At 39.7% G+C, this 19,259-nt stretch carries 15 protein-coding genes; 9 read left to right on the top strand and 6 right to left on the bottom strand.

The window, feature by feature from the left end:
• Window positions 1-70 precede the first annotated feature (70 nt).
• The 5 genes from ACEXOE_RS03125 to ACEXOE_RS03105 all read right to left on the bottom strand — a co-directional run bounded on the left by ACEXOE_RS03125 (window position 71) and on the right by ACEXOE_RS03105 (window position 5,120).
• On the bottom strand, window positions 71-592 hold the full coding sequence (locus ACEXOE_RS03125) for a GNAT family N-acetyltransferase (RefSeq protein ID WP_394747267.1): 522 nt from the start codon (window positions 590-592) through the stop codon (window positions 71-73).
• Window positions 593-600: 8 nt separating this feature from the next.
• Entirely contained in the window at window positions 601-1,293 is a 693-nt protein-coding gene (locus ACEXOE_RS03120) for a hypothetical protein (RefSeq protein WP_394747266.1), read from the bottom strand.
• Between the two features lie 57 nt (window positions 1,294-1,350).
• Window positions 1,351-3,366: a M3 family metallopeptidase gene (locus ACEXOE_RS03115; RefSeq protein ID WP_394747265.1), complete on the bottom strand. Its 2,016-nt coding sequence runs from the start codon at window positions 3,364-3,366 to the stop codon at window positions 1,351-1,353.
• 96 nt (window positions 3,367-3,462) lie between these two features.
• On the bottom strand, window positions 3,463-3,954 hold the full coding sequence (purE, locus tag ACEXOE_RS03110) for a 5-(carboxyamino)imidazole ribonucleotide mutase (protein WP_394747264.1): 492 nt from the start codon (window positions 3,952-3,954) through the stop codon (window positions 3,463-3,465).
• Between the two features lie 11 nt (window positions 3,955-3,965).
• Complete coding sequence (locus tag ACEXOE_RS03105; protein ID WP_394747263.1) at window positions 3,966-5,120, bottom strand: 5-(carboxyamino)imidazole ribonucleotide synthase; 1,155 nt, start codon at window positions 5,118-5,120, stop codon at window positions 3,966-3,968.
• Window positions 5,121-5,259: 139 nt separating this feature from the next.
• Between ACEXOE_RS03105 and ACEXOE_RS03100 the strand changes: the two genes are divergently transcribed.
• From ACEXOE_RS03100 to ACEXOE_RS03065, 8 genes are all read left to right on the top strand, one after another.
• Complete coding sequence (locus tag ACEXOE_RS03100) at window positions 5,260-6,366, top strand: adenylate kinase (protein WP_394747262.1); 1,107 nt, start codon at window positions 5,260-5,262, stop codon at window positions 6,364-6,366.
• Window positions 6,367-6,459: 93 nt separating this feature from the next.
• Window positions 6,460-7,461, top strand: a complete 1,002-nt coding sequence (obgE, locus tag ACEXOE_RS03095; protein WP_394747261.1) for a GTPase ObgE — start codon at window positions 6,460-6,462, stop codon at window positions 7,459-7,461.
• A gap of 70 nt (window positions 7,462-7,531) precedes the next feature.
• Window positions 7,532-8,056, top strand: coding sequence for a DUF4136 domain-containing protein (locus ACEXOE_RS03090; protein WP_394747260.1), 525 nt, complete (start codon window positions 7,532-7,534; stop codon window positions 8,054-8,056).
• Window positions 8,057-8,326: 270 nt separating this feature from the next.
• Complete coding sequence (locus ACEXOE_RS03085; protein ID WP_394747259.1) at window positions 8,327-8,467, top strand: hypothetical protein; 141 nt, start codon at window positions 8,327-8,329, stop codon at window positions 8,465-8,467.
• 314 nt (window positions 8,468-8,781) lie between these two features.
• Window positions 8,782-9,132 carry a hypothetical protein gene (locus ACEXOE_RS03080; RefSeq protein ID WP_394747258.1) on the top strand — a complete coding sequence of 117 codons (351 nt, stop codon included), beginning with the start codon at window positions 8,782-8,784 and terminating at the stop codon, window positions 9,130-9,132.
• Between the two features lie 47 nt (window positions 9,133-9,179).
• Complete coding sequence (locus tag ACEXOE_RS03075; RefSeq protein ID WP_394747257.1) at window positions 9,180-10,271, top strand: sensor histidine kinase; 1,092 nt, start codon at window positions 9,180-9,182, stop codon at window positions 10,269-10,271.
• 6 nt (window positions 10,272-10,277) lie between these two features.
• The gene (locus ACEXOE_RS03070) at window positions 10,278-11,333 is read left to right on the top strand and encodes a sensor histidine kinase (RefSeq protein ID WP_394747256.1); all 1,056 of its coding nucleotides are present in this window, start codon (window positions 10,278-10,280) and stop codon (window positions 11,331-11,333) included.
• The gene (locus ACEXOE_RS03065; RefSeq protein ID WP_394748487.1) at window positions 11,324-12,055 is read left to right on the top strand and encodes a LytR/AlgR family response regulator transcription factor; all 732 of its coding nucleotides are present in this window, start codon (window positions 11,324-11,326) and stop codon (window positions 12,053-12,055) included. The genes ACEXOE_RS03070 and ACEXOE_RS03065 overlap by 10 nt, the downstream gene beginning before the upstream one ends.
• Before the next feature lie 31 nt (window positions 12,056-12,086).
• Here ACEXOE_RS03065 and ACEXOE_RS03060 read toward each other — a convergent pair whose 3' ends face one another.
• On the bottom strand, window positions 12,087-18,140 hold the full coding sequence (locus tag ACEXOE_RS03060; RefSeq protein WP_394747255.1) for an alpha-2-macroglobulin family protein: 6,054 nt from the start codon (window positions 18,138-18,140) through the stop codon (window positions 12,087-12,089).
• A 236-nt stretch (window positions 18,141-18,376) separates the two neighbouring features.
• On the opposite strand from ACEXOE_RS03060, the gene ACEXOE_RS03055 reads away from it, so the two are divergent.
• On the top strand, window positions 18,377-19,258 hold the full coding sequence (locus ACEXOE_RS03055) for a tetratricopeptide repeat protein (protein WP_394747254.1): 882 nt from the start codon (window positions 18,377-18,379) through the stop codon (window positions 19,256-19,258).
• The last annotated feature ends 1 nt before the right edge of the window (window position 19,259 follow it).

Here is a 19,259-nt window from a genome sequence, read left to right as displayed (position 1 = left end):
AGGCAATCTGGAAACAGATTGCCTTTTTTTATAATAAAAATGGTCAAGGTTTACTAATAAACTCCATTGCCTACTCTTTTTTGAGTTCCCAACGATTCAACTGCAATTCAAAATTCCATCCAGAAGGAGTGTTCTTGTAGCCTTTTTTAAATTCAAATCCCAAGCGATCTAAAGTCTTGTTGGGAGCAGGGTTCAATGCATAGGGTTCGCATATCAAAATCTTTAACTGTAGTTTTTTAAAGAAATGGGGAATAGCTCGTTGTACCATTTCTCTTCCCAGGCCTTTTTGCCTGCGATCCGAGTTCCATACATGCAAATGCATATGCGCCTCTTCCCCAAATTCAATACTATTAACGTAGCAATGTCCATAAGGTTCCTTGTCCAAGAGCCCGATCATAAATAGCGCTTCCTTTTTTGAGTAAGGCAATTGTAGTTGCTTTTTGAGGAAAGGACCTAAGTGTATATACCGTTCTAAAGCTTCTTTGGGAACCCCCATGCTTTCTAGTTGTTCATGGGTCATCGTATTCCAGTAGGAAACAATATGCGGAATATCCTGGGGCTGCATTTCCCGTATATCAAAAGAGTATGTCATGTTTCTATTTATTGGGTTCCTTCCTTTGAATGTAATGCTCTTTGTCGCCGAATACGGGCAATTCCGCTTTTTATGCGATAGGTATGTCCACCATTTTTATCAATTCGGTCCAGGTCTTGGAATAAATCCTCTAACATCGCAAAAACATCCAAAACATCAACGATTTCATAAATGGCTCGTATAGGTTTAAATGTGGGCGTGTTCAAACTTTTGAGATGATTGCTTAAATTAGAAGATTTGGGATGCACCAACTGGTTTCTCCAGCTCACCAATTGTTTCAGTTTTCCATAGTACGATTTGCTTTTATCTAGTTCTTTACCTGTAATCAATCTGGGAATGATCATCCATTTACTAACTAAATCCAGTTTGTCCAAGTGCTTTCTTGAATATTGATCTCCTAAGACAATACCCGATAGATCATTGATGTAAGATTCCAAAAACGTAGCTAAAAATGTTAGGGTCTTTATTACTTCTTTGGTCATACGATCACCACAAGCAAGATATTCCTCCATGCGATCATAAACCATAAATCCTTCATGAAGCTCCCCGCCTTCGGCAACGATGACATCGTGCTCATGCTTGTCCTTAAGGTATTGGACACAGGCGTCAATTGCAATTTCAAGATAGATGTCTATAAAGCCAATTCGTGCATAGGATCGGGGCTTATTCCTATCTTTTAATTTGTCAGTTGTCTTTTTCATAGGGCATGGAAAAGCAATGCCTCACCAATACTATTATTTTTAAATACTACACTTGACTTACAATAATCCCGCCCGTTCTAAAAGAGCTTCTACTTTAGGCTCACTTCCCCGAAAACGTTTGTACAATACCATTGGGTTTTCTGTACCTCCTTTGGATAAGACATGTTCCTTGAATTTTTGGGCAATTGTTGTATTGAATATTCCTTCTTCCTTAAAATAAGCAAAAGCATCTGCATCTAAAACTTCGGCCCATTTATAACTATAATATCCAGAGGAGTAACCGCCTTGAAAGATGTGCGAAAAAGCGGTGCTCATACAGGTTTCCGGAGTTTCCGGATACAAGCTTGTTCCTGTAAAGGCTTTATTTTCATGTGCTTTTACATCATTAATAGCTCTGGGGTCTGCACCATGCCAGGACATATCCAACAAGCCAAAACTCAATTGGCGCAAGGTGGCCATTCCTTCTTGGAAGGTGGCCGAAGCTTTAATTTTTTCAACCAATTCCATTGGAATCACTTCTCCGGTTTCGTAATGGGTAGCAAAGAGTTCCAAAGCTTCTTTTTCATAACACCAATTTTCCATGACTTGACTAGGCAATTCTACAAAATCCCAAAAAACCGAAGTTCCCGACAGACTGGGGTAGGTGGTATTCGCGAGCATTCCATGCAATCCATGTCCAAACTCATGAAATAAAGTGGTTACTTCATTAAAAGTGAGCAAGGAGGGTTTACTTTCTGTTGGTTTCGTAAAATTGCATACGTTAGAGATATGAGGACGTATGTTTTCACCTTCCTGTATGGATTGGGATTTAAAAGAGGTCATCCAAGCCCCACCGCGCTTTCCTGGTCTAGGATGGAAATCGGCATAAAAAAGCGAAATAAAATTGGCTTCTATGTCATATACCTTATACGTTTTAACTTCTTCGTGGTATTTGTCGATATCAAATACTTCCTGGAAGCGTAGTCCAAATAATTTTTCTGCTACGGTAAAAACCCCTTGAATCACATTTTCCAACTTAAAATAGGGTTTCAATTTTTCATCATCCAAACTGAACCGCTTTTGTTTTAGTTTTTCGGAATAAAAGGCCCCGTCCCACTTTTCCAAACGATCAACACCATCAAGGGCTTTTGCAAAGTCTTCCAGTTCTGCAAACTCCCGTTCCGCTGCTGGTTTGGCTTTTTCCAGTAATTCGTTTAGGAAAGCATATACATTTTCTGGGGTTTCGGCCATCCGTTCTTCCAATACAAAATGTGCGTGGGTAGTATATCCCAATAAATTTGCACGTTCATGGCGTAAATTTGCAATTTTCAACACATTCTTTTGATTGTCGTGCGCATTCCCTTGGAATGCTTTACTACCAAAAGCAATGGACAATTGCTTTCGAAGTGCCCTATTTTCGGCATACTTCATAAAAGGAATATAACTTGGGTAATCCAAGGTAATTAACCAACCTTCTTTTTCTTTGGATCTGGCCAATTGGGCCGCAGCTTCCTTGGCGCCCTCTGGAAGTCCTTTTAAATCTTCTTCGTTGGTCAGTACTAATTCAAAAGCATTGGTTTCCGCAAGGACATTTTCTCCGAATTTTAATTTTAATGTGGCAAGTTCAGCATCTATCTCTCGCAAACGATTTTTTTTATCCTCGGCAAGATTAGCACCATTTCTGCTAAAGTTTTTATATTTTTTATCCAATAAAGTACGTTGCTCAGTAGAGAGGTCTAAGTGCTGTCTTTGCTCATATACCGCTTTGATTTTTTGGAACAAGGTCTCATTTAAGTTAATATCATTAGTGTATTCTGAAAGCAAAGGAGAAACTTCTTGCGCTATTTTTTGAATCTCAGCATTGGTTTCTGCTGAATTTAAATTAAAAAACACACTGGAAATACGATTTAATTGCTGCCCAGAGTACTCTAAAGCCTCCAAAGTATTTTGAAAAGTTGCGGGCTCTGGGTTTTGGGTGATGGCCTCGATTTCGGCTCGGGCATCCTGGATAGCTTGTAAAAAAGCAGGCTTAAAATGTTCGTTTTTCAGTTGAGAAAATGGTGCCGTATCAAATGGGGTCAATAATGGATTCATATGGAATACTATTTTTGGGGTTTCGAGTAGAAATCTCGATAGGGATAAATTTAATTTTTAACGATTAAACAAAGGATTGTTTTCTGTATGAACATTTTACTTCATGTTCCGAACTTCCTCTGCTCCGTTGATTACTTTCTGTTTTAGGCCTTCCTTATAAAGAATAATTTTGTCCAAAACACAGTTGTCTGCACTACCGATGATTTGTGCCGCTAATATTCCAGCATTCTTGGCACCGTTCAAAGCTACGGTAGCAACAGGAACACCTCCGGGCATCTGAAGAATAGACAATACAGAATCCCAACCATCTATGGAATTGCTGCTTTTTACCGGAACACCAATAACGGGAAGTGGCGACATAGATGCGACCATTCCAGGTAAATGCGCGGCACCTCCTGCTCCAGCAATGATAACGCTATAGCCATTGGTATGGGCATTTTTGCTGAATTCAAACAATTTTTCCGGGGTTCTATGGGCCGATACAATATCCACATCAACCTCAATGTCAAATCCTTTAAGGATGTCAATGGCATCTTGCATAACGGGAAGGTCACTTGTACTTCCCATGACTACGGCTACTTTACTCATATTCAATTCCTTTATTTACTTATTACTCGTATGGTATCTTTAACTAATTTTGCAATGTTTCGGGCCTTATCCATATTGCTATCAATAATGGTTACATGTCCCATTTTCCGAAAAGGCCTGGTTTGTTTTTTTCCATAGATATGTGGAGTCACCCCATCCAATTCAAGAATCTTTTCCATGTTTTCATAATGGACTTCACCAGTATGTCCTTCGGCACCTACTAAATTGACCATTACTCCAGCTACTTTACTCTGGGTATTTCCTAGAGGAAGTCCTAATATCGCCCTTATATGCTGCTCAAATTGATTGGTATAGCTGGCCTCTATGGAGTAATGTCCGCTATTATGTGGTCGTGGTGCTACTTCGTTTACCAAAATCTCATCTTCCTTGGTTTGAAATAGCTCTACGGCCAAGAGTCCTACATGTTGTATGTTTTCGGCAACTTTTAAGGCCACGGCCCTTGCTTTCTCTGAAATCTCTTCGGGAATACGGGCTGGGCATAGCACGTATTCCACCTGATTTGCTTCTGGATGGAATTCCATTTCCACCACAGGATATGTTTTGATTTCTCCGGTACTACTCCTGGAAACAATAACCGCCAACTCATTTTTGAAAGGAATCATTTCCTCGGCTATACATTCCACATTAGGCAACAGATCCAGATCGGCAAGTGTTCGAATGACCTTTACGCCTTGGCCATCATACCCAAACTGGGCAGCTTTCCATACAAAAGGTAGGTGAAGCCCACCATTGGAAATGCTATCCTTTATTTCGGTGGTATAGGCAAAACGTACAAAAGGTGCGGTGGGAATTTGATGGTCCGTATAAAACAGTTTTTGGGTGGCCTTATTTTGTATCAAACGTAGCGCTTTGCTCGGAGGATATACTTTGAGACCTTCTTCTTCCAAGCGTTCTAAGGCTTCCGTATTTACATTTTCAATCTCAATAGTAAGTAAATCTACTTGTTTTCCAAATTGATATACCGTATCATAGTCCAAAAGACTTCCTTGAGTAAAACTATTGCAGGCTATAGCCGAAGGTGCCTCGGCAGACGGATCCAACACAGCCGTTTGAATATCAAATTTTCTGGTTTCATAGAGCAACATTTTGCCCAATTGTCCCCCACCTAGGATTCCCAATTTAAAATCTGAAGAAAAATAATTCATTCGTATTACTTTATGCCCTTAACCGCAATGGGCAGCCATTAAAAAACAAAAATACAGCTAAATCTTAGAAACCCCTCTAATGCACTTAAAAAAGAGAAATCAAAATGTTATCTTTGCGCACTTATAAATGAGACGTCCATTGCTAAAGTTACACGACAAATATTTTAAGCCCTATCTGTCCGAGACAGAAATCCTTACCGCAGTGCAAACTGTTGCAGATAAGGTAGCGGCTGATTATAAGGACGAGGTTCCTATTTTTGTCGGTGTATTAAATGGAGCTTTTATGTTTGTGGCCGACTTCCTGCGTGCCTATAAACATCCCTGCGAGGTGTCTTTCGTAAAGTTGAGTTCCTATCAGGGACTTACTTCGACAGGAATTGTTGAAACACTTTTGGACATTCCGGATAACCTGGAGGGAAGAAGTGTGATTATTTTGGAAGACATTATAGATACCGGACGTACCTTAAAGGAATTGGTGCATTTATTCTCGGATACGCATGTGAAAGAATTCAAAATTGCAGCACTCTTTTATAAATCCAGCGCGTACAATGGCGAATATGCCATAGACTATTTTGGTATTGATATCCCGGATAAGTTTATTGTGGGATATGGGTTGGATTATAACGAATTAGGAAGAAACCTCCGTGAGGTATACCAATTAAATAATGATCATATGATTAATCTTGTATTATTCGGAAAACCTGGTGCTGGAAAGGGTACACAGGCAGCTTTCCTAAAAGAGAAATATAATTTGAAACATATTTCCACTGGAGATGTTTTCCGTTATAATATCAAAAATGGGACTGACTTGGGCAAATTGGCGCAGTCTTACATGGATAAAGGAGATTTGGTTCCTGATGAAGTGACCATAAAAATGCTGCAGGATGAAGTGGAGAAAAATCCAGAAGCCAATGGATTTATTTTTGACGGTTTTCCTAGAACTACGGCACAAGCTCAGGCGTTGGATGCTTTTCTAAGTACAAAAAATATGAAAATCAATGCTACGATTGCCCTAGAAGCCAACGATGAGGTTTTGATCGAACGCCTTTTGGAAAGGGGAAAGGAAAGTAAAAGACCCGATGATCAGGATGAAGGTAAAATTAGAAACCGTTTTGAGGAGTACAATCAAAAAACGGCACCTTTGCGATCGTATTATGAAGGTCAGGAGAAGTTCCATAGTGTAGATGGAATAGGATCAATAGCCGAAATCACCGATCGCCTGACCACTGTCATCGAAGAACTCTAAGAATACCGCTACCTATTTCATGCCAGTATAGGTGTATTGAACATAGAACAAAGCATTCCGCACGCGCACAACAACTTGTAATATAGGGATAACATGACCGAAGGTAATTTTGTGGATTATGTAAAAATTAGTCTTAGTTCCGGAAATGGAGGGAAGGGCTCTGTGCATTTGCATCGCGAAAAATACATTACCAAGGGAGGACCCGATGGAGGAGATGGAGGTCGTGGAGGACATGTAATTGCTAGAGGAAATAAAAATTTATGGACTTTGGTGAATTATAGATATTCTCGGCATTTCAAAGCAGAGCACGGAGGACATGGAAGTAAAAACAGAAGTTCAGGGGCCGATGGTGCCGATGTGTATCTGGAGGTTCCGCTAGGGACTATTATCCGGGATCGTGAAACCAATGAAGTAGTATTGGAAATCACAGAACACGGAGAAGAAAAAATTATTTTGGAGGGCGGTATGGGAGGTCGTGGAAATTGGCATTTCCGATCGGCAACCAATCAAACTCCGAGATATGCACAGCCGGGAGTACCGGGAAAAGAACTTTTGGTAACACTTGAGTTGAAGATATTGGCCGATGTTGGACTTGTAGGGTTTCCCAATGCGGGCAAATCAACTTTGCTATCTGTGATGACTTCGGCTAAGCCAAAAATAGCAGATTACGAGTTTACAACGCTGAAGCCCAATCTTGGAATCGTAGAATATAGGGATTTTAAGAGTTTCGTAATGGCCGATATTCCTGGTATTATAGAAGGTGCAGCAGAAGGCAAAGGGTTGGGGCATTATTTTTTGCGTCATATAGAACGGAATGCCACACTCCTATTTTTAATTCCGGCAGACAGTGATGACATTGGGAAAGAGTATAAGGTTCTTTTGGATGAATTGCGCAGGTACAATCCTGAACTATTGGATAAAAGTCGCCTGATTGCCATCTCTAAAAGTGATATGCTCGATGAAGAACTCATTGCGGAGATGCGTTTAGAACTAGATAAAGATCTGGATAATGTGCCCTATATGTTTATATCTTCTGTTGCCCAACAGGGCCTGCAAGAACTTAAAGATGCCCTTTGGGGACTGTTGAACGATTAAAGCGGCTTTCTTCCTTTTTGAATTGCTTTTTTTGCTACATTAGTAGATGGTCTTATAATAGATAGTGGTAATGAAAGCTATAATCCTCGTTTTCCTAAGCATTGTATTTTTATCCTGTACTGCCATACGGGTGAATTACGACTACGATAAACAAACGGATTTCTCTAATTATGCTACCTACAATTATTACCCAGAAATAGATACCGGTTTAAGTGAATTGGATGATAAGCGCCTTTTCAAGGTAATTGATTCTACTATGCAAGCGAAAGGATTTCTGTTATCTGAAGAACCCGATTTTTTGATGAATATTCAAAGCTCCACTTTTGTTGCCGGTTCCCGAAATTCTGTTGGAGTTGGTTTGGGAAGTGCTGGAAGAAATGTAGGTGGTGGTATTTCCTTTGGAGTTCCCGTGGGAGGAAGAAAAGTCAATCGTCAAATCATATTTGATTTGATCGATACGAAAAAAGATGAACTCTTCTGGCAGGGTTCTACTGAGAGTGCCTTTAAGGAAAATGCATCTCCTTTGCAAAGAGAACAGGATTTTATAGCGATTGTAGCGAAGGTATTTGCCGCCTATCCTCCTTCTAAGAACTAAAGGGGAGTTGCTTATTTCTTCATAAAGTGTGCTTTCCGATCTATTCCTTAGCTGAAAAACCTTTCTTAAATTACACTAGTTAATGCGTTGTTTTTCAGTAAATTGAGTTGTAAAAATGCGCTAAATTCACTTCAAAACGGCTTTTTCATGATTCAGTAACAGTTTTCTACCATTCAGATTTAAAATTTTACCGTTGGTCATATTCTAATTTCAAAATGCTGACTTTCCACATACTTTTACACCATCAATAACAAACAAAATTTTTATATCATGGAAACAGTAAGCAGAATTCAATTAATCAAAAAGACAGAAATTATTAAGGCGGCAATTATCGCAACCGTAATTGTAGGATCTCTTTTGTACAAATTAGGACATATTTTAGGAAGTGTTGTTTATCAATTCATCAACTAATATTACGTTTGATCGTATGATAGTTTACATAACACTACCACCATATGATTCTTGGTCTATTAAAATTTTTGATGCCGCATTGCAAGAATTCCACAAAATAGGGAAGTTACAATTCCGCTTAGCATGAAAATTTTACCGTTGGCCATATTTTCAGATAAATAGGGGTAGGCCAAGATTACCTTTACCAAACCATAAACCTTAAAACAACAATAACATGATCGCACTTGCTAAACTCGTATTGACATTGATCGTAAGCATTTTTGTATAGCCTAAGAAGACAAAATCAAACGCAAAGTACTAATACAATCCGTGAAATGACACATTCAGGAACTGATACCACTACAAAAACAAGAAACGAAAAGATACTTAAAAGCTTTTTTATCGGAATATTGATAAGTACGGGAATCTTTTTAGGTATGGCTTACGTTTTGGGAAATGGATCTATGTATGGAACTGGTTATGAGTTTGGGAAATTAATAGGATTGACGCTGGGGCAAATCCAAACGTCAATCACAAAGGGAATACAATTAAGCGGCGCACTATTGGCCTTAATGGTCTCTTTTAAAAAAAACAAATCGATTTTGTGGGCGCTAATACATATGGCCTTTGGATGGGGCTACATCCTGTATTTTTTGTACCGGGAACGAGGACAGGAATACTGTTAAAAAGAACCGATTCGTATCCTTATCTTTGAATTTTACAGGGGGGCATTATGTATAAACTACAAGGGAAACATACTTTTTGGATACTACAAATCCTAGGATGGGGAAGCTTGTCCCTATTTTCCATTACAATTACAGGTATCGCTAAAAACTTCACAGCAGCCAGTATTGTTTTTTCGGGATCTTTAATGATCGGTATATTGATGAGTTCACTATTGCGGTGGTATTATAAAAAATACATCGATCTTGATGCGCTGAATCTTTGGAGTTTTGTGAAGATAGCCTTTGGAATCCTTGTCGTTGTATTATTATCACCTTCAATAACCTACTATTTTGGGTACCTCATAGGGTATGTTATCCGATTCTTTATAGAGGATTCAAAAAACTATTTTAACGCTTCAAGAACACCAAACTCCTTACGATATTTCGGTCATTTTATCATTTACTTTGGTTGGTCCGTGCTGTATTTTTCAATTAAAGGCTTTCGCAAGCTAAATAAGCAGCGCATGGCGCGTTTGCAGCTCCGGGATAATGTAAAGCAGGCACAACTGAATACCCTAAAAGGACATATAAATCCGCAGTTTATGTTTAGTGCCTTAAATAATATCAAGGGTTTAATGCTAGAGGATGTTTCCTTATCTCGAGAAATGCTGACAAAACTTTCGGAGATGCTCCGCTATTCCTTGACAAAGAACAATGTGAATACAATTCCCTTGGAAGATGAGTTGGAAATCGTGGAACATTATATTGCATTGAGCCGTGTGCAATACGGTCAACGATTGGCTTTTTCTATGCAGATAGATGCCAATCAGCGTACTACTTCGGTTCCTCCAATGCTGATACTCAATCTTATAGAAAATACAACTAAAAATGGAATCTTTCAAATTCGGGAAGGTGGAAAAGTGATGTTGAAAATCACAATAACCAAAGGATTTCTTAACCTTTTGGTGGAGCATTCCGGGAAAATCGAAAAGAATGAATCTTACAATTTTGGGCTGCAAAAAATAAAGCAACGTTTACGATTATTGTATAAAGATAAGACTACTTTTTCCCTAGAAGAGGGGTCAAATAATGTTTTGGTACACATCGTCTTGCCACTGGAAGGGGCAACCAATGATGATGTATTTTCCAAAACGGCATAACAACATATGGAATTCACACCTAAAAATAGAAATCGACTCTTTTGGACATTACAGCTAGTGGGCTGGGGAATCGTTAACGCCCTGACCTTCCTTTTGGCAGCGGTGTTCAGTGCAAAATACATGCTGTTTTCCTATGCATTGTATACGGTTTTTGGGATTTTGTTGACTTGTATTTATCGGTATTATTTAAAAAAGTATGTTACGATAGATTGGTATGGTAAAAATACCATTTTGCCTTTATTCGTGATTATGGGAATCGCTATTCTGGCCTTTATGGGCGTAGAATATGGGATAGAATACACCTATGAAATCTTTTTTGAACGCACCCCTTCAGAGGAAAAATTTATTGTGGAAGGTATGGGGGTTGTTTCCATTTTTGTTGGTTCGGCCATCTATATCGTAGGATGGACCTTGCTGTATTATGGAATTAAAATTCTTTTAAGATCCAATCAGAATAGACTGGAGGAAATGGAATTAAAGGCAACATTGAAAGAGGCACAGTTGAATACCTTAAAGGGGCAAGTGAATCCCCATTTTATGTTCAATAGCCTAAACAATATACGAGGATTGATGTTGGAAGACGTGGATCGTTCTCGTGAAATGATTACAAAACTTTCGGAGATGTTGCAGTATGCGCTGGTGAAGAATGACGTGGATGCCATACCCATAGCCGAAGAATTGGAGATGGTGGAAAACTACATTGCCCTTTCCAAAATACAAATGGAAGATCGTCTGGAGTATGCGGAAGAGATCGACCCTGATACTTTAAAGATTCCAATACCCCCCATGGTCATTCAATTGTTGATCGAAAATGGAGTGAAACATGGCATTGCCAATCTTAAGGCCGGAGGAAAAGTGAGTTTAAAAACGGCCATTGATGGTGACCGTTTATGTATTAAAGTCATTAATACAGGAACATTGAAGATTGCCGAAAATTCTACCCAATTGGGATTGAAAAATATCAGGCAACGCCTAAAGTTGTTATATGGAACCAAAGCTGTTTTCTCCTTGGATGAAGTAAACACAGAGGTAGTAGCCAACATTAAAATACCATTAACATGATTAAAACTGTCATTGTAGAGGATTCCCGCCTAGCGCGAAATGAATTGAAAGAATTGATCAAAGGCTTCGATGATATTACACTTTTGGGAGAAGCGGAGAATGTGGACGAAGGATATGAATTGATTGAAAAAACGCAACCAGACTTGCTTTTGTTGGATATTAATATGCCCGAAAAAGATGGTTTTGAACTCTTGGAAATGTTGGATGAGGTACCCATCACTATTTTTACTACGGCTTTTGATGAATATGCCATAAAATCTTTTGAGTACAATGCCTTGGACTATCTCTTGAAACCTATAAATACGAAACGCTTTCAACGGGCAATGGAAAAGGTAAGGGCACAATTGGAAGGAGCAGTAGCTAAAGAAGAAACTCCTTCCGAACGTTTAACAGAGAGCAGCCAGATTTTTATTAAAGATGGCGAAAAATGTTGGTTGGTTCGCATCGGGGAGATTTCCCATATGGAAATTGTAGGCAATTATACCCAGGTCTTTTTTAAAGATCAAAAGCCTATGCTCTATAAGTCCCTGAACCAAGTAGAGGGAAAACTTCCTGAAGCAACTTTTTTTAGGGCCAATAGACAACAGATCATCAATATTGGTTACATCAAAAATGTAGTGCCCTGGTTCAATGGAAAACTAAAACTAACCATGCAGAACGGGGACGACATTGAAGTATCCCGCAGGCAATCCTATATTTTTAAGGATAAAATGAGTATCTAAGGGTAGGAGGTAATTCTACCCTCACTACTTCTTAATCTTCGATCATTACCCGAACTCCTTCACTGTGACTGCTAAATTCGGGAGCGTACATACTTTGTATGGTGGTGATACCATTACTGAAATCCCCCGCATTGTTTACCCTTAAGTCATACTCAAAAACGTAGACACCTTTTGGTAAATAATCAAAAAAGAAATTCGTACTGGCATCCTTTGTGCTTTCATAATACCCAAGGCCATCCTGCCATTTATAACGGGAAAATACGTTGATAGGCTCTAGACCGGAAGCTCGCATATCTTTCATATGCACGAATTCCATGGCTCTATCCGCCCTTAGTTCTATGCGAACGCGGACCAGATCTCCAATCTTGAGCCTTGTCTTCTTGGTAATTTCACGAATTTCTTCCCCAGTGTTCGTATTCTTTTTTAGGAATAATTTCTTTTTGAGTTGTAAAGGAGTTTTTGCGGAAGTGATTTTGTCCAAATCTTCAAAATATTGCCAATACAAGGCACCCCAAGCAATTCCTTTTCCTTTTTTGTCTAACGTAATTTCAGCCATCTCGGGCTGTATTTCGTGGGCGTTCCAACTGGTTTTATAATAGCCGGTTCCTGCTTCGACTTTTACTTGGGCCAATTTTTCATTGGAAATGGACTTTCCACCAACCAGAACGTCTACCGCTTCACTTACGGACAACCATTCAGATCCCTGTAGCAGCAGGGCGTAAATAGCATCGGTGGTTGCTTTGGTAGTACTCCATTGATTGGTCTGTTTGTTTTTTAGCAACCATATTTTAAGATTGTCAATAGTAGCGATATCCTGTTGTATTTCAGAAAAAGCCTCTATCATTATAGCTTGGGTTTCTATAGGGGCTTGATGCCAATACCAGGAGGCGGTATTTGCTTTCCAATACATGCCCAATTCCTCACTGACAATACTGTTCTCTTTCAACGAGCGTAAAATTTGATTTGCAGCTGGGGTATCATCCATCCTGTGCAGAATAAGGGATAAAAGGCCTTTGGAATATAAGTTTTTGTTGTTCCAATACTTCTTGGCCTGCCCTTTGTAATAGCTGCGTATTCTAGAAGCTTCCTTGGATAGTGGGATGTCGTTAAAAAAGCTGCGGGTATACAGATAGTGAATTTGTGTATAGCTCAAATGATCTGCGTTGATATTGGAAGTATTTCGCTTCATCACTTCATACTCTTTGATAAACTCCCGATCGAGGTAAGCAATAGCCTTTGATATCATCTGCTTATGTTCTGGAAGATGTACCTTTAATTGCTGTAGATGTCCTATACCTGCTATAATATGTTGGGTAATGAATCTATTGTCGCGCCCCCCCTGAAACCAGGGCCATGCTCCAGAAGAGGACTGATTCCCTTTTAATTTGCTCAGAGATCTTTTTTGTTCATCCTTCATTTTATTCATGTTGAATAAAAGGGCAATGCGCTTTTTTTGTTCGGTTTCCGATTGCGCATCACGTAACCACGGAGTTTCCTGAATTAATAAAGATTTTAATTCTTGATTCTTTTCCAAATTACTGAGTAAGGCATCTGTATTGGCCCATTGCTCAAATACTTGTTGTATCCTAGGATTGGAGTTGGCAATATGACTGGCCAAACTATTGGCGTAAAAGCGTGAAAAGGTTTGCTCATTGCACTCATATGGATATTCCATAAGATAGGGGAGTGCCTGTACAGCATACCATGCGGGATTCGAAGTAATCTCTAGGGTTAATTTATGGTGCTTTAAACTGGTAGAAGTATTGTCCCGAAGCTTTTCCAGACGAAAGCTTTTCCGCTGATCGGAACGAACCCACATCGGTAAGGTTTCCGTAACCAACATTCTATTTTGAAGCACTGGAAGTACATTTTGTTCGGCATCACTATAGTCTCCGGCTTTGGCAATAACCGTATACTGTACTGCCTGTATATTTTCCGGTATGCTAAGTGACCAGGAAATCACGGTATTTCCTTTCGCATCGACTGTAAAATCTTTTTCGGGACTTGTATTGCCCAGTGCATTATCAATAGGTTTTCCCGAAATAGGATCGATCAAGACCAAGCTTGCTTTCCCTTTCAATTCACTCTCCGTAAGGTTAGCAATTTTACTGCTAAATCGGATTTGATCTCCCTCTCTTAAAAAACGGGGCGCATTGGGTACCACCATCAATTCTTTTTGGGTGACCGTATTCAGGCTTAAGGTAGCGCTCTGCAGTGTTTTGGTATGCGCTAAAAGCTGCAATTTCCACTGGGTCAATGCTTCGGGAGAAGTAAAGCTAAAAGAAAAATTCCCTTCTTTATCGGTATGCAATTGGGGGAAAAAGAAGGCCGTCTCCTGAAGGTTTTTCCGAATTTGCACTTCATTTTTCGCCTTTTCCTCCTTATTTTCCTGATGCTCTGGAGCCTGTGTTGGGGCCGGGGCACCTTCTTGAGGACTGGAAGCCACGGCAAACGCAAAACCATCTTCGCTTTCCACTACAATTTCTTCTAATGCGGTTTCATTATCAATTTCTACTCCAGCGGAAAACCCTTCTAGTCTTCTAGATTTATTGCGATACAATCTATACCCTTGACCAAAATAAAACTCAAACCAATCCAAAGCATCATAACCTTGGGAAGGATAGGGGTAACGGTTTGGGTTATGATTATAACTTCTGAAATTGCTTACCCGTAAACTGTTGCGGGCATTGCTATTGGAATTGGTGTAATAATTCCCCCGGTACAAGGGGTTAAATCCCCAATAATGCCCTTGGAAAGCGTCAAGGGAGGCATCGTACATACTGGCAAGGATCTCAGCGGTCACCTGATCTCCCTGAGGCCCTTTTACTTTAAAAGTCCATTGTTCCTCTGTTCCCGGTTTCAGTTTGTCTCTAAACGTAATGGTCTCGAACCGCAATTGCGTATCCGGATAGGGTACCTCAATATTGAGCGAGCCCGAATAAAAACTATTGTGTATGGCGTAACTATACTGAATCCCAAAGCCTCCAAGATCTGCTTCTTTGACCGGAATGCTAAGACTTTTGCTATTGTTCTTTAAATGAATAATATGGGTATCTACAATCTTGTGATCCTTCTCAATATATACGGTGACCTTTAGATTTTTGGCAGCGGACATCAAGGTAAGCGTTACCTTATCTCCTATGTCGTAACCGTTCTTATCCGTTTTTATATGGAACAATTGGTGATCCGAAGGACGTTTGTCAGTGGGGCTAAAAAGAGTGGTTTGGGCAACATCCCGTACAATTTGATCAAGTCGATCTTTAGCTTCCAATTCAATAATGTACTTTCCGGAAACCCATTTTTTAAGATCTCCCAGAGCCACAGTGTTTCGAATTCCCGTATCAAAGGCTTGTTCGTAGCGCAAAGGGCCTTTTTTCCAATTTTTAGCGTCGTTCTCGTCCTGAAAAGCTTCGTAAGGATATTGCTCCTTAAACTCCTCTTCGGTGAAATAATGATAGTCTGGAGCGGGCCAGGGTCTATTTCTAAGTACGCGGCCAGGACCTTCTAATTTATAGACTTTAATGCTTCCCTTGGTAGCAACAAATTGACCGTTGAGGTTTGTTGTCGAAACCACGAGGCTGTCATTTCCTTTCGTTTTATCCAAAAGAGTGGCCACATTGATATTGGCATTGATAAGATGGTAGCCAACATTTACATAAGTGGTAGCGCTATGGGTTTCTCCGTTGATATCAGTAACATCGGCAGTAACTTCATAGGTGAACGTGGGATGATTTTCTTTTTTTGCGGTGAGATCGGGAAGTGCTTCAAAAGGAATGGTATAGCTGCCCTGTGCATCCGTCAAAGTTTCCCCCTTTGCAATGATAACATCGCTGCCCCTATAATAAGAGGAGCTGTAATGCCAGTACCATCTAGGGTAATATACGCTGCGCCTTACCGTATAGCTTACTTGGGCATCTGTAATCATATTACCCGCGTAAGCTTGTGCTTTACCTTGGACAACAACACTATCATTAACTTTGAAAGTTTGTGTAATGGGATCAAAAGAGGTTTCGAACTTTGGGCGTTTATATTCTTCTACGGCGATATTGGCGTAACCACTGAGGTTTACCGAGTTTGCCCGTACTTGAAGCGAAAAGCTTCCGGTTAAACCACCATTGGGAATAATAAATTCTCCTTGAAAAGAACCAAAATCATTGGTTTTGAAAGTTGCTTTGCGCACTTCTTGCCCATTCACATCACGAAGTGTCACGGTAACTTCGGTGTTTTCCAAAACCTTGGAGGATTCTTCATTCTTTTCTATGGCAATCCCCTTAAAATAAAGGGGTTGACCGGGCCTGTAAATACTTCGGTCGGTAAAAAGAAAACTAGTGTATTGCGTGCCAGGTTTTCTTCTTTCACCGCGTTTGTAGAAGTAATATCCATTAAAAAAAGCACGATCTTTTTCATGTCTCACCACGACATTGACATCGCTCCACCGTTGTTGGGGAGAAATCGGAACAAGACCATTTTTATCACTTGTAAATGTTTTGGTATAGCGTTGTCCGTTATAATTTACCTGATAATTAATACTAAGCCTGGCATTGGCCAGAGGTTTGCCATCATTTCGATCAATTACTTGAAAGTCGTTTGCCCCATTGTTCCGGTGCTCTACCAAAAGGATATCGGTGACCTGAAGAGGATTAAAAGCGAAAGAATACGTACCACCTTTCTTTTTTGGCGCCGCAAAGATAAGATACGATCCAACTTCCATGGAAGGAACGGGAACTTCTATACGATGATTTTGATAGTCGCCTTCATTTTTCAATTCAGCACCCCATGTTTTATAAGGGCGCAACTTTTGAATAAAGTCCAGTTTTTTATCCTCCCGGTACAGATCGTTCAATACCCTAATCTGTTCATTGGAAATGTGATAGGCCGTAAATTCAAGGGCATTGTGGTTTTTATAGTCGATCAATAACTTGGCCGGACGATTCACAGGAATATGACTTTCGCTAGCAAGAATGAGGTTCTTGTTTAAAATGGTTTCTTTGAGGGCTTTGGATTTTAAGGTCCCTGTACTTTCGGGATGTTTGTTAATAATGTTATCGCAAAGCGCAAGAGCTTCCTTATGTTTCCATTGATGTGTCTCATTTGTTTTGGCCTGATAGGTATTTCCCTGTTGGTGGTAGAAAGCGGCAACTTCATAATGATACTCTCCTGAAATTTCATGCGTGCTATAACGAGAAGCAGAATTCTTCAATACTTCTACATATTGCTCATCCTTGGTATCAAAAATAGCATGTTGGTGGATAAATTTTAAGCGCTCAATATCTAAATATACCTGTCCTTCAGGGCTAGGATCTTCTTGATGTTGTTGCAAGAGTAATTGATATAATTGCAAGGCGCGTACTTGGAGTGATGCACTGTCCTTGGATGTGATTTTTAATTGTTGAAATTGTGCTGCCTCACAAAGGTATTCGGGATCCGTTAGTTGAAAAGTATAGGATGGCTTGTCTATAGTATTCTCGTTTGTTCGATAAAAACCCAATGCGGTATGCGCTAAAAGATCTAGCAAAGAAGGTCTATAAAGCGTAGAATTATCTTCGGTATCCAAGATGAGTTCATAATCACGAATGGCAATTTTGCGTAAATCCGAGGGGCGTTCCAAAGAATTCTTAAAATGAATTCCAATTTCCGTAAACAAAGTCCGCAAATCCCAAGTCCTAAAATCAAGCGAATCTACTTTGGTTTCAGTAGTGCTGCGGTTATAGAAACGATATCGGTTCTGCTGGAAATACTGCCAATACATATTTCCCAGATAACTTTCCAAAACATTTGTGGTGGGAAATGTGCTTTGTTCAATCTCTTCTTTGAATTGATTTACAATCTTCAATTGGGCATCTTCTTCTAAAATCAATAGGTATTTAGATCTAAATAGTAGTGATTTAATGAGTTGGGGCGTATTATGGTCTTTTCGGGCAGCATGGGAAATGGTATCCACGGTTTGAAGCGCAGATTTGGTCAACCCTTTTTGTTCCTGTAGATGCACTTTGTTCCAAAGTAAGGTATAAGGATCGTTTTGGTCTTGTGTATATCCCATATGTGAAAAGAATAAGAGAACAACTATTGTGGTTATGTGTTTCATACTGTTAAATTTAAGAACAAATATGTAGGTTAGGAATTTTATGTACAATAATAAATGAGCCAATACATATGTTCAATGAGTTAAGGCTTGGAAATTGAAGAAAAACAAAAAAGGTGCCACAAATACTTTTAAAGGGCATGCACCGTTGTAAGTATAGCATTTTAGCAAAGTTCTAACACCTATACGGATTAAGGATACGTATGTTCTTTCGACTATAGAAGTAAAATGTAAAGGCTATGAAACTTAAAGTTGTCATTTTCGCGATGCTATTCTCGGTAATGGGCTTCGCACAGCAAAATACAGTGTCGGAAATTGATGCATACATGGCCGCTAAAGAGTTCCAAAAAGCCGAACAGTTACTTTTGATCCATCACGACATTGACAAGAATGCCATTTTAAGGGATAAATTAGGAGAAGTGTATGCGCAACAAGGAAAATGGGATAAAGCCATACCTATTTACAGCAAGCTAAAGGAAGAATACCCCAAGAATGCCGAGTATTGGTTTAGATATGGGGGAGTGCTTGCAAAAAAAGCACAGAGCAGCAGTAGATTTCGAGCACTGACCATGATCGGAAGGATAAAGTCTTCATTTATAAAAGCGGCCAATTTGGACAGTAAGCACGTGGATACCCGATGGGCTTTAGTAGATCTGTATCTTTCATTGCCTGGCATAGTTGGAGGTAGTGTGTCCAAGGCACGTAAATATGCAGGCCAGTTGAAGGAAATTTCATTGGTAGATGGCTATCTTGCCTTAGGGTATGTCTATGAATATGATGATGAACCGGGAAAGGCAAGGATCAATTACCTAAAAGGACTGGAGTTTTTAGATGGCCTGGACCATATAGGACGTAATCAATTGCGATATCAAATAGGCAAAGTTTGTGGAGATTATGGCGTGAAAGTAGACGAAGGGATACGCCATATGGAAGAATTTGTAGCGCAATACTCGGTAAAAGATGGTGTTCCCATTGAATGGGCCTACTATAGATTAGCGCGTCTCTACCGTCAAAAAATGGATAAGAAAAAGGCCGATGAATGGATTGAAAAGGCTTTGACCATGCGGGGCGATTTTGAGTTGGCCATAGCAGAGCGGGACCGCATCTCTGCCCTGCCATAAC

This window comes from Spongiimicrobium salis (assembly GCF_043678055.1).
Classification (GTDB): Bacteria; Bacteroidota; Bacteroidia; order Flavobacteriales; family Flavobacteriaceae; genus Spongiimicrobium; species Spongiimicrobium salis.
Note: the sequence above shows the minus strand (reverse complement) of the source record. Positions and strands in the feature narration are given on the sequence as shown.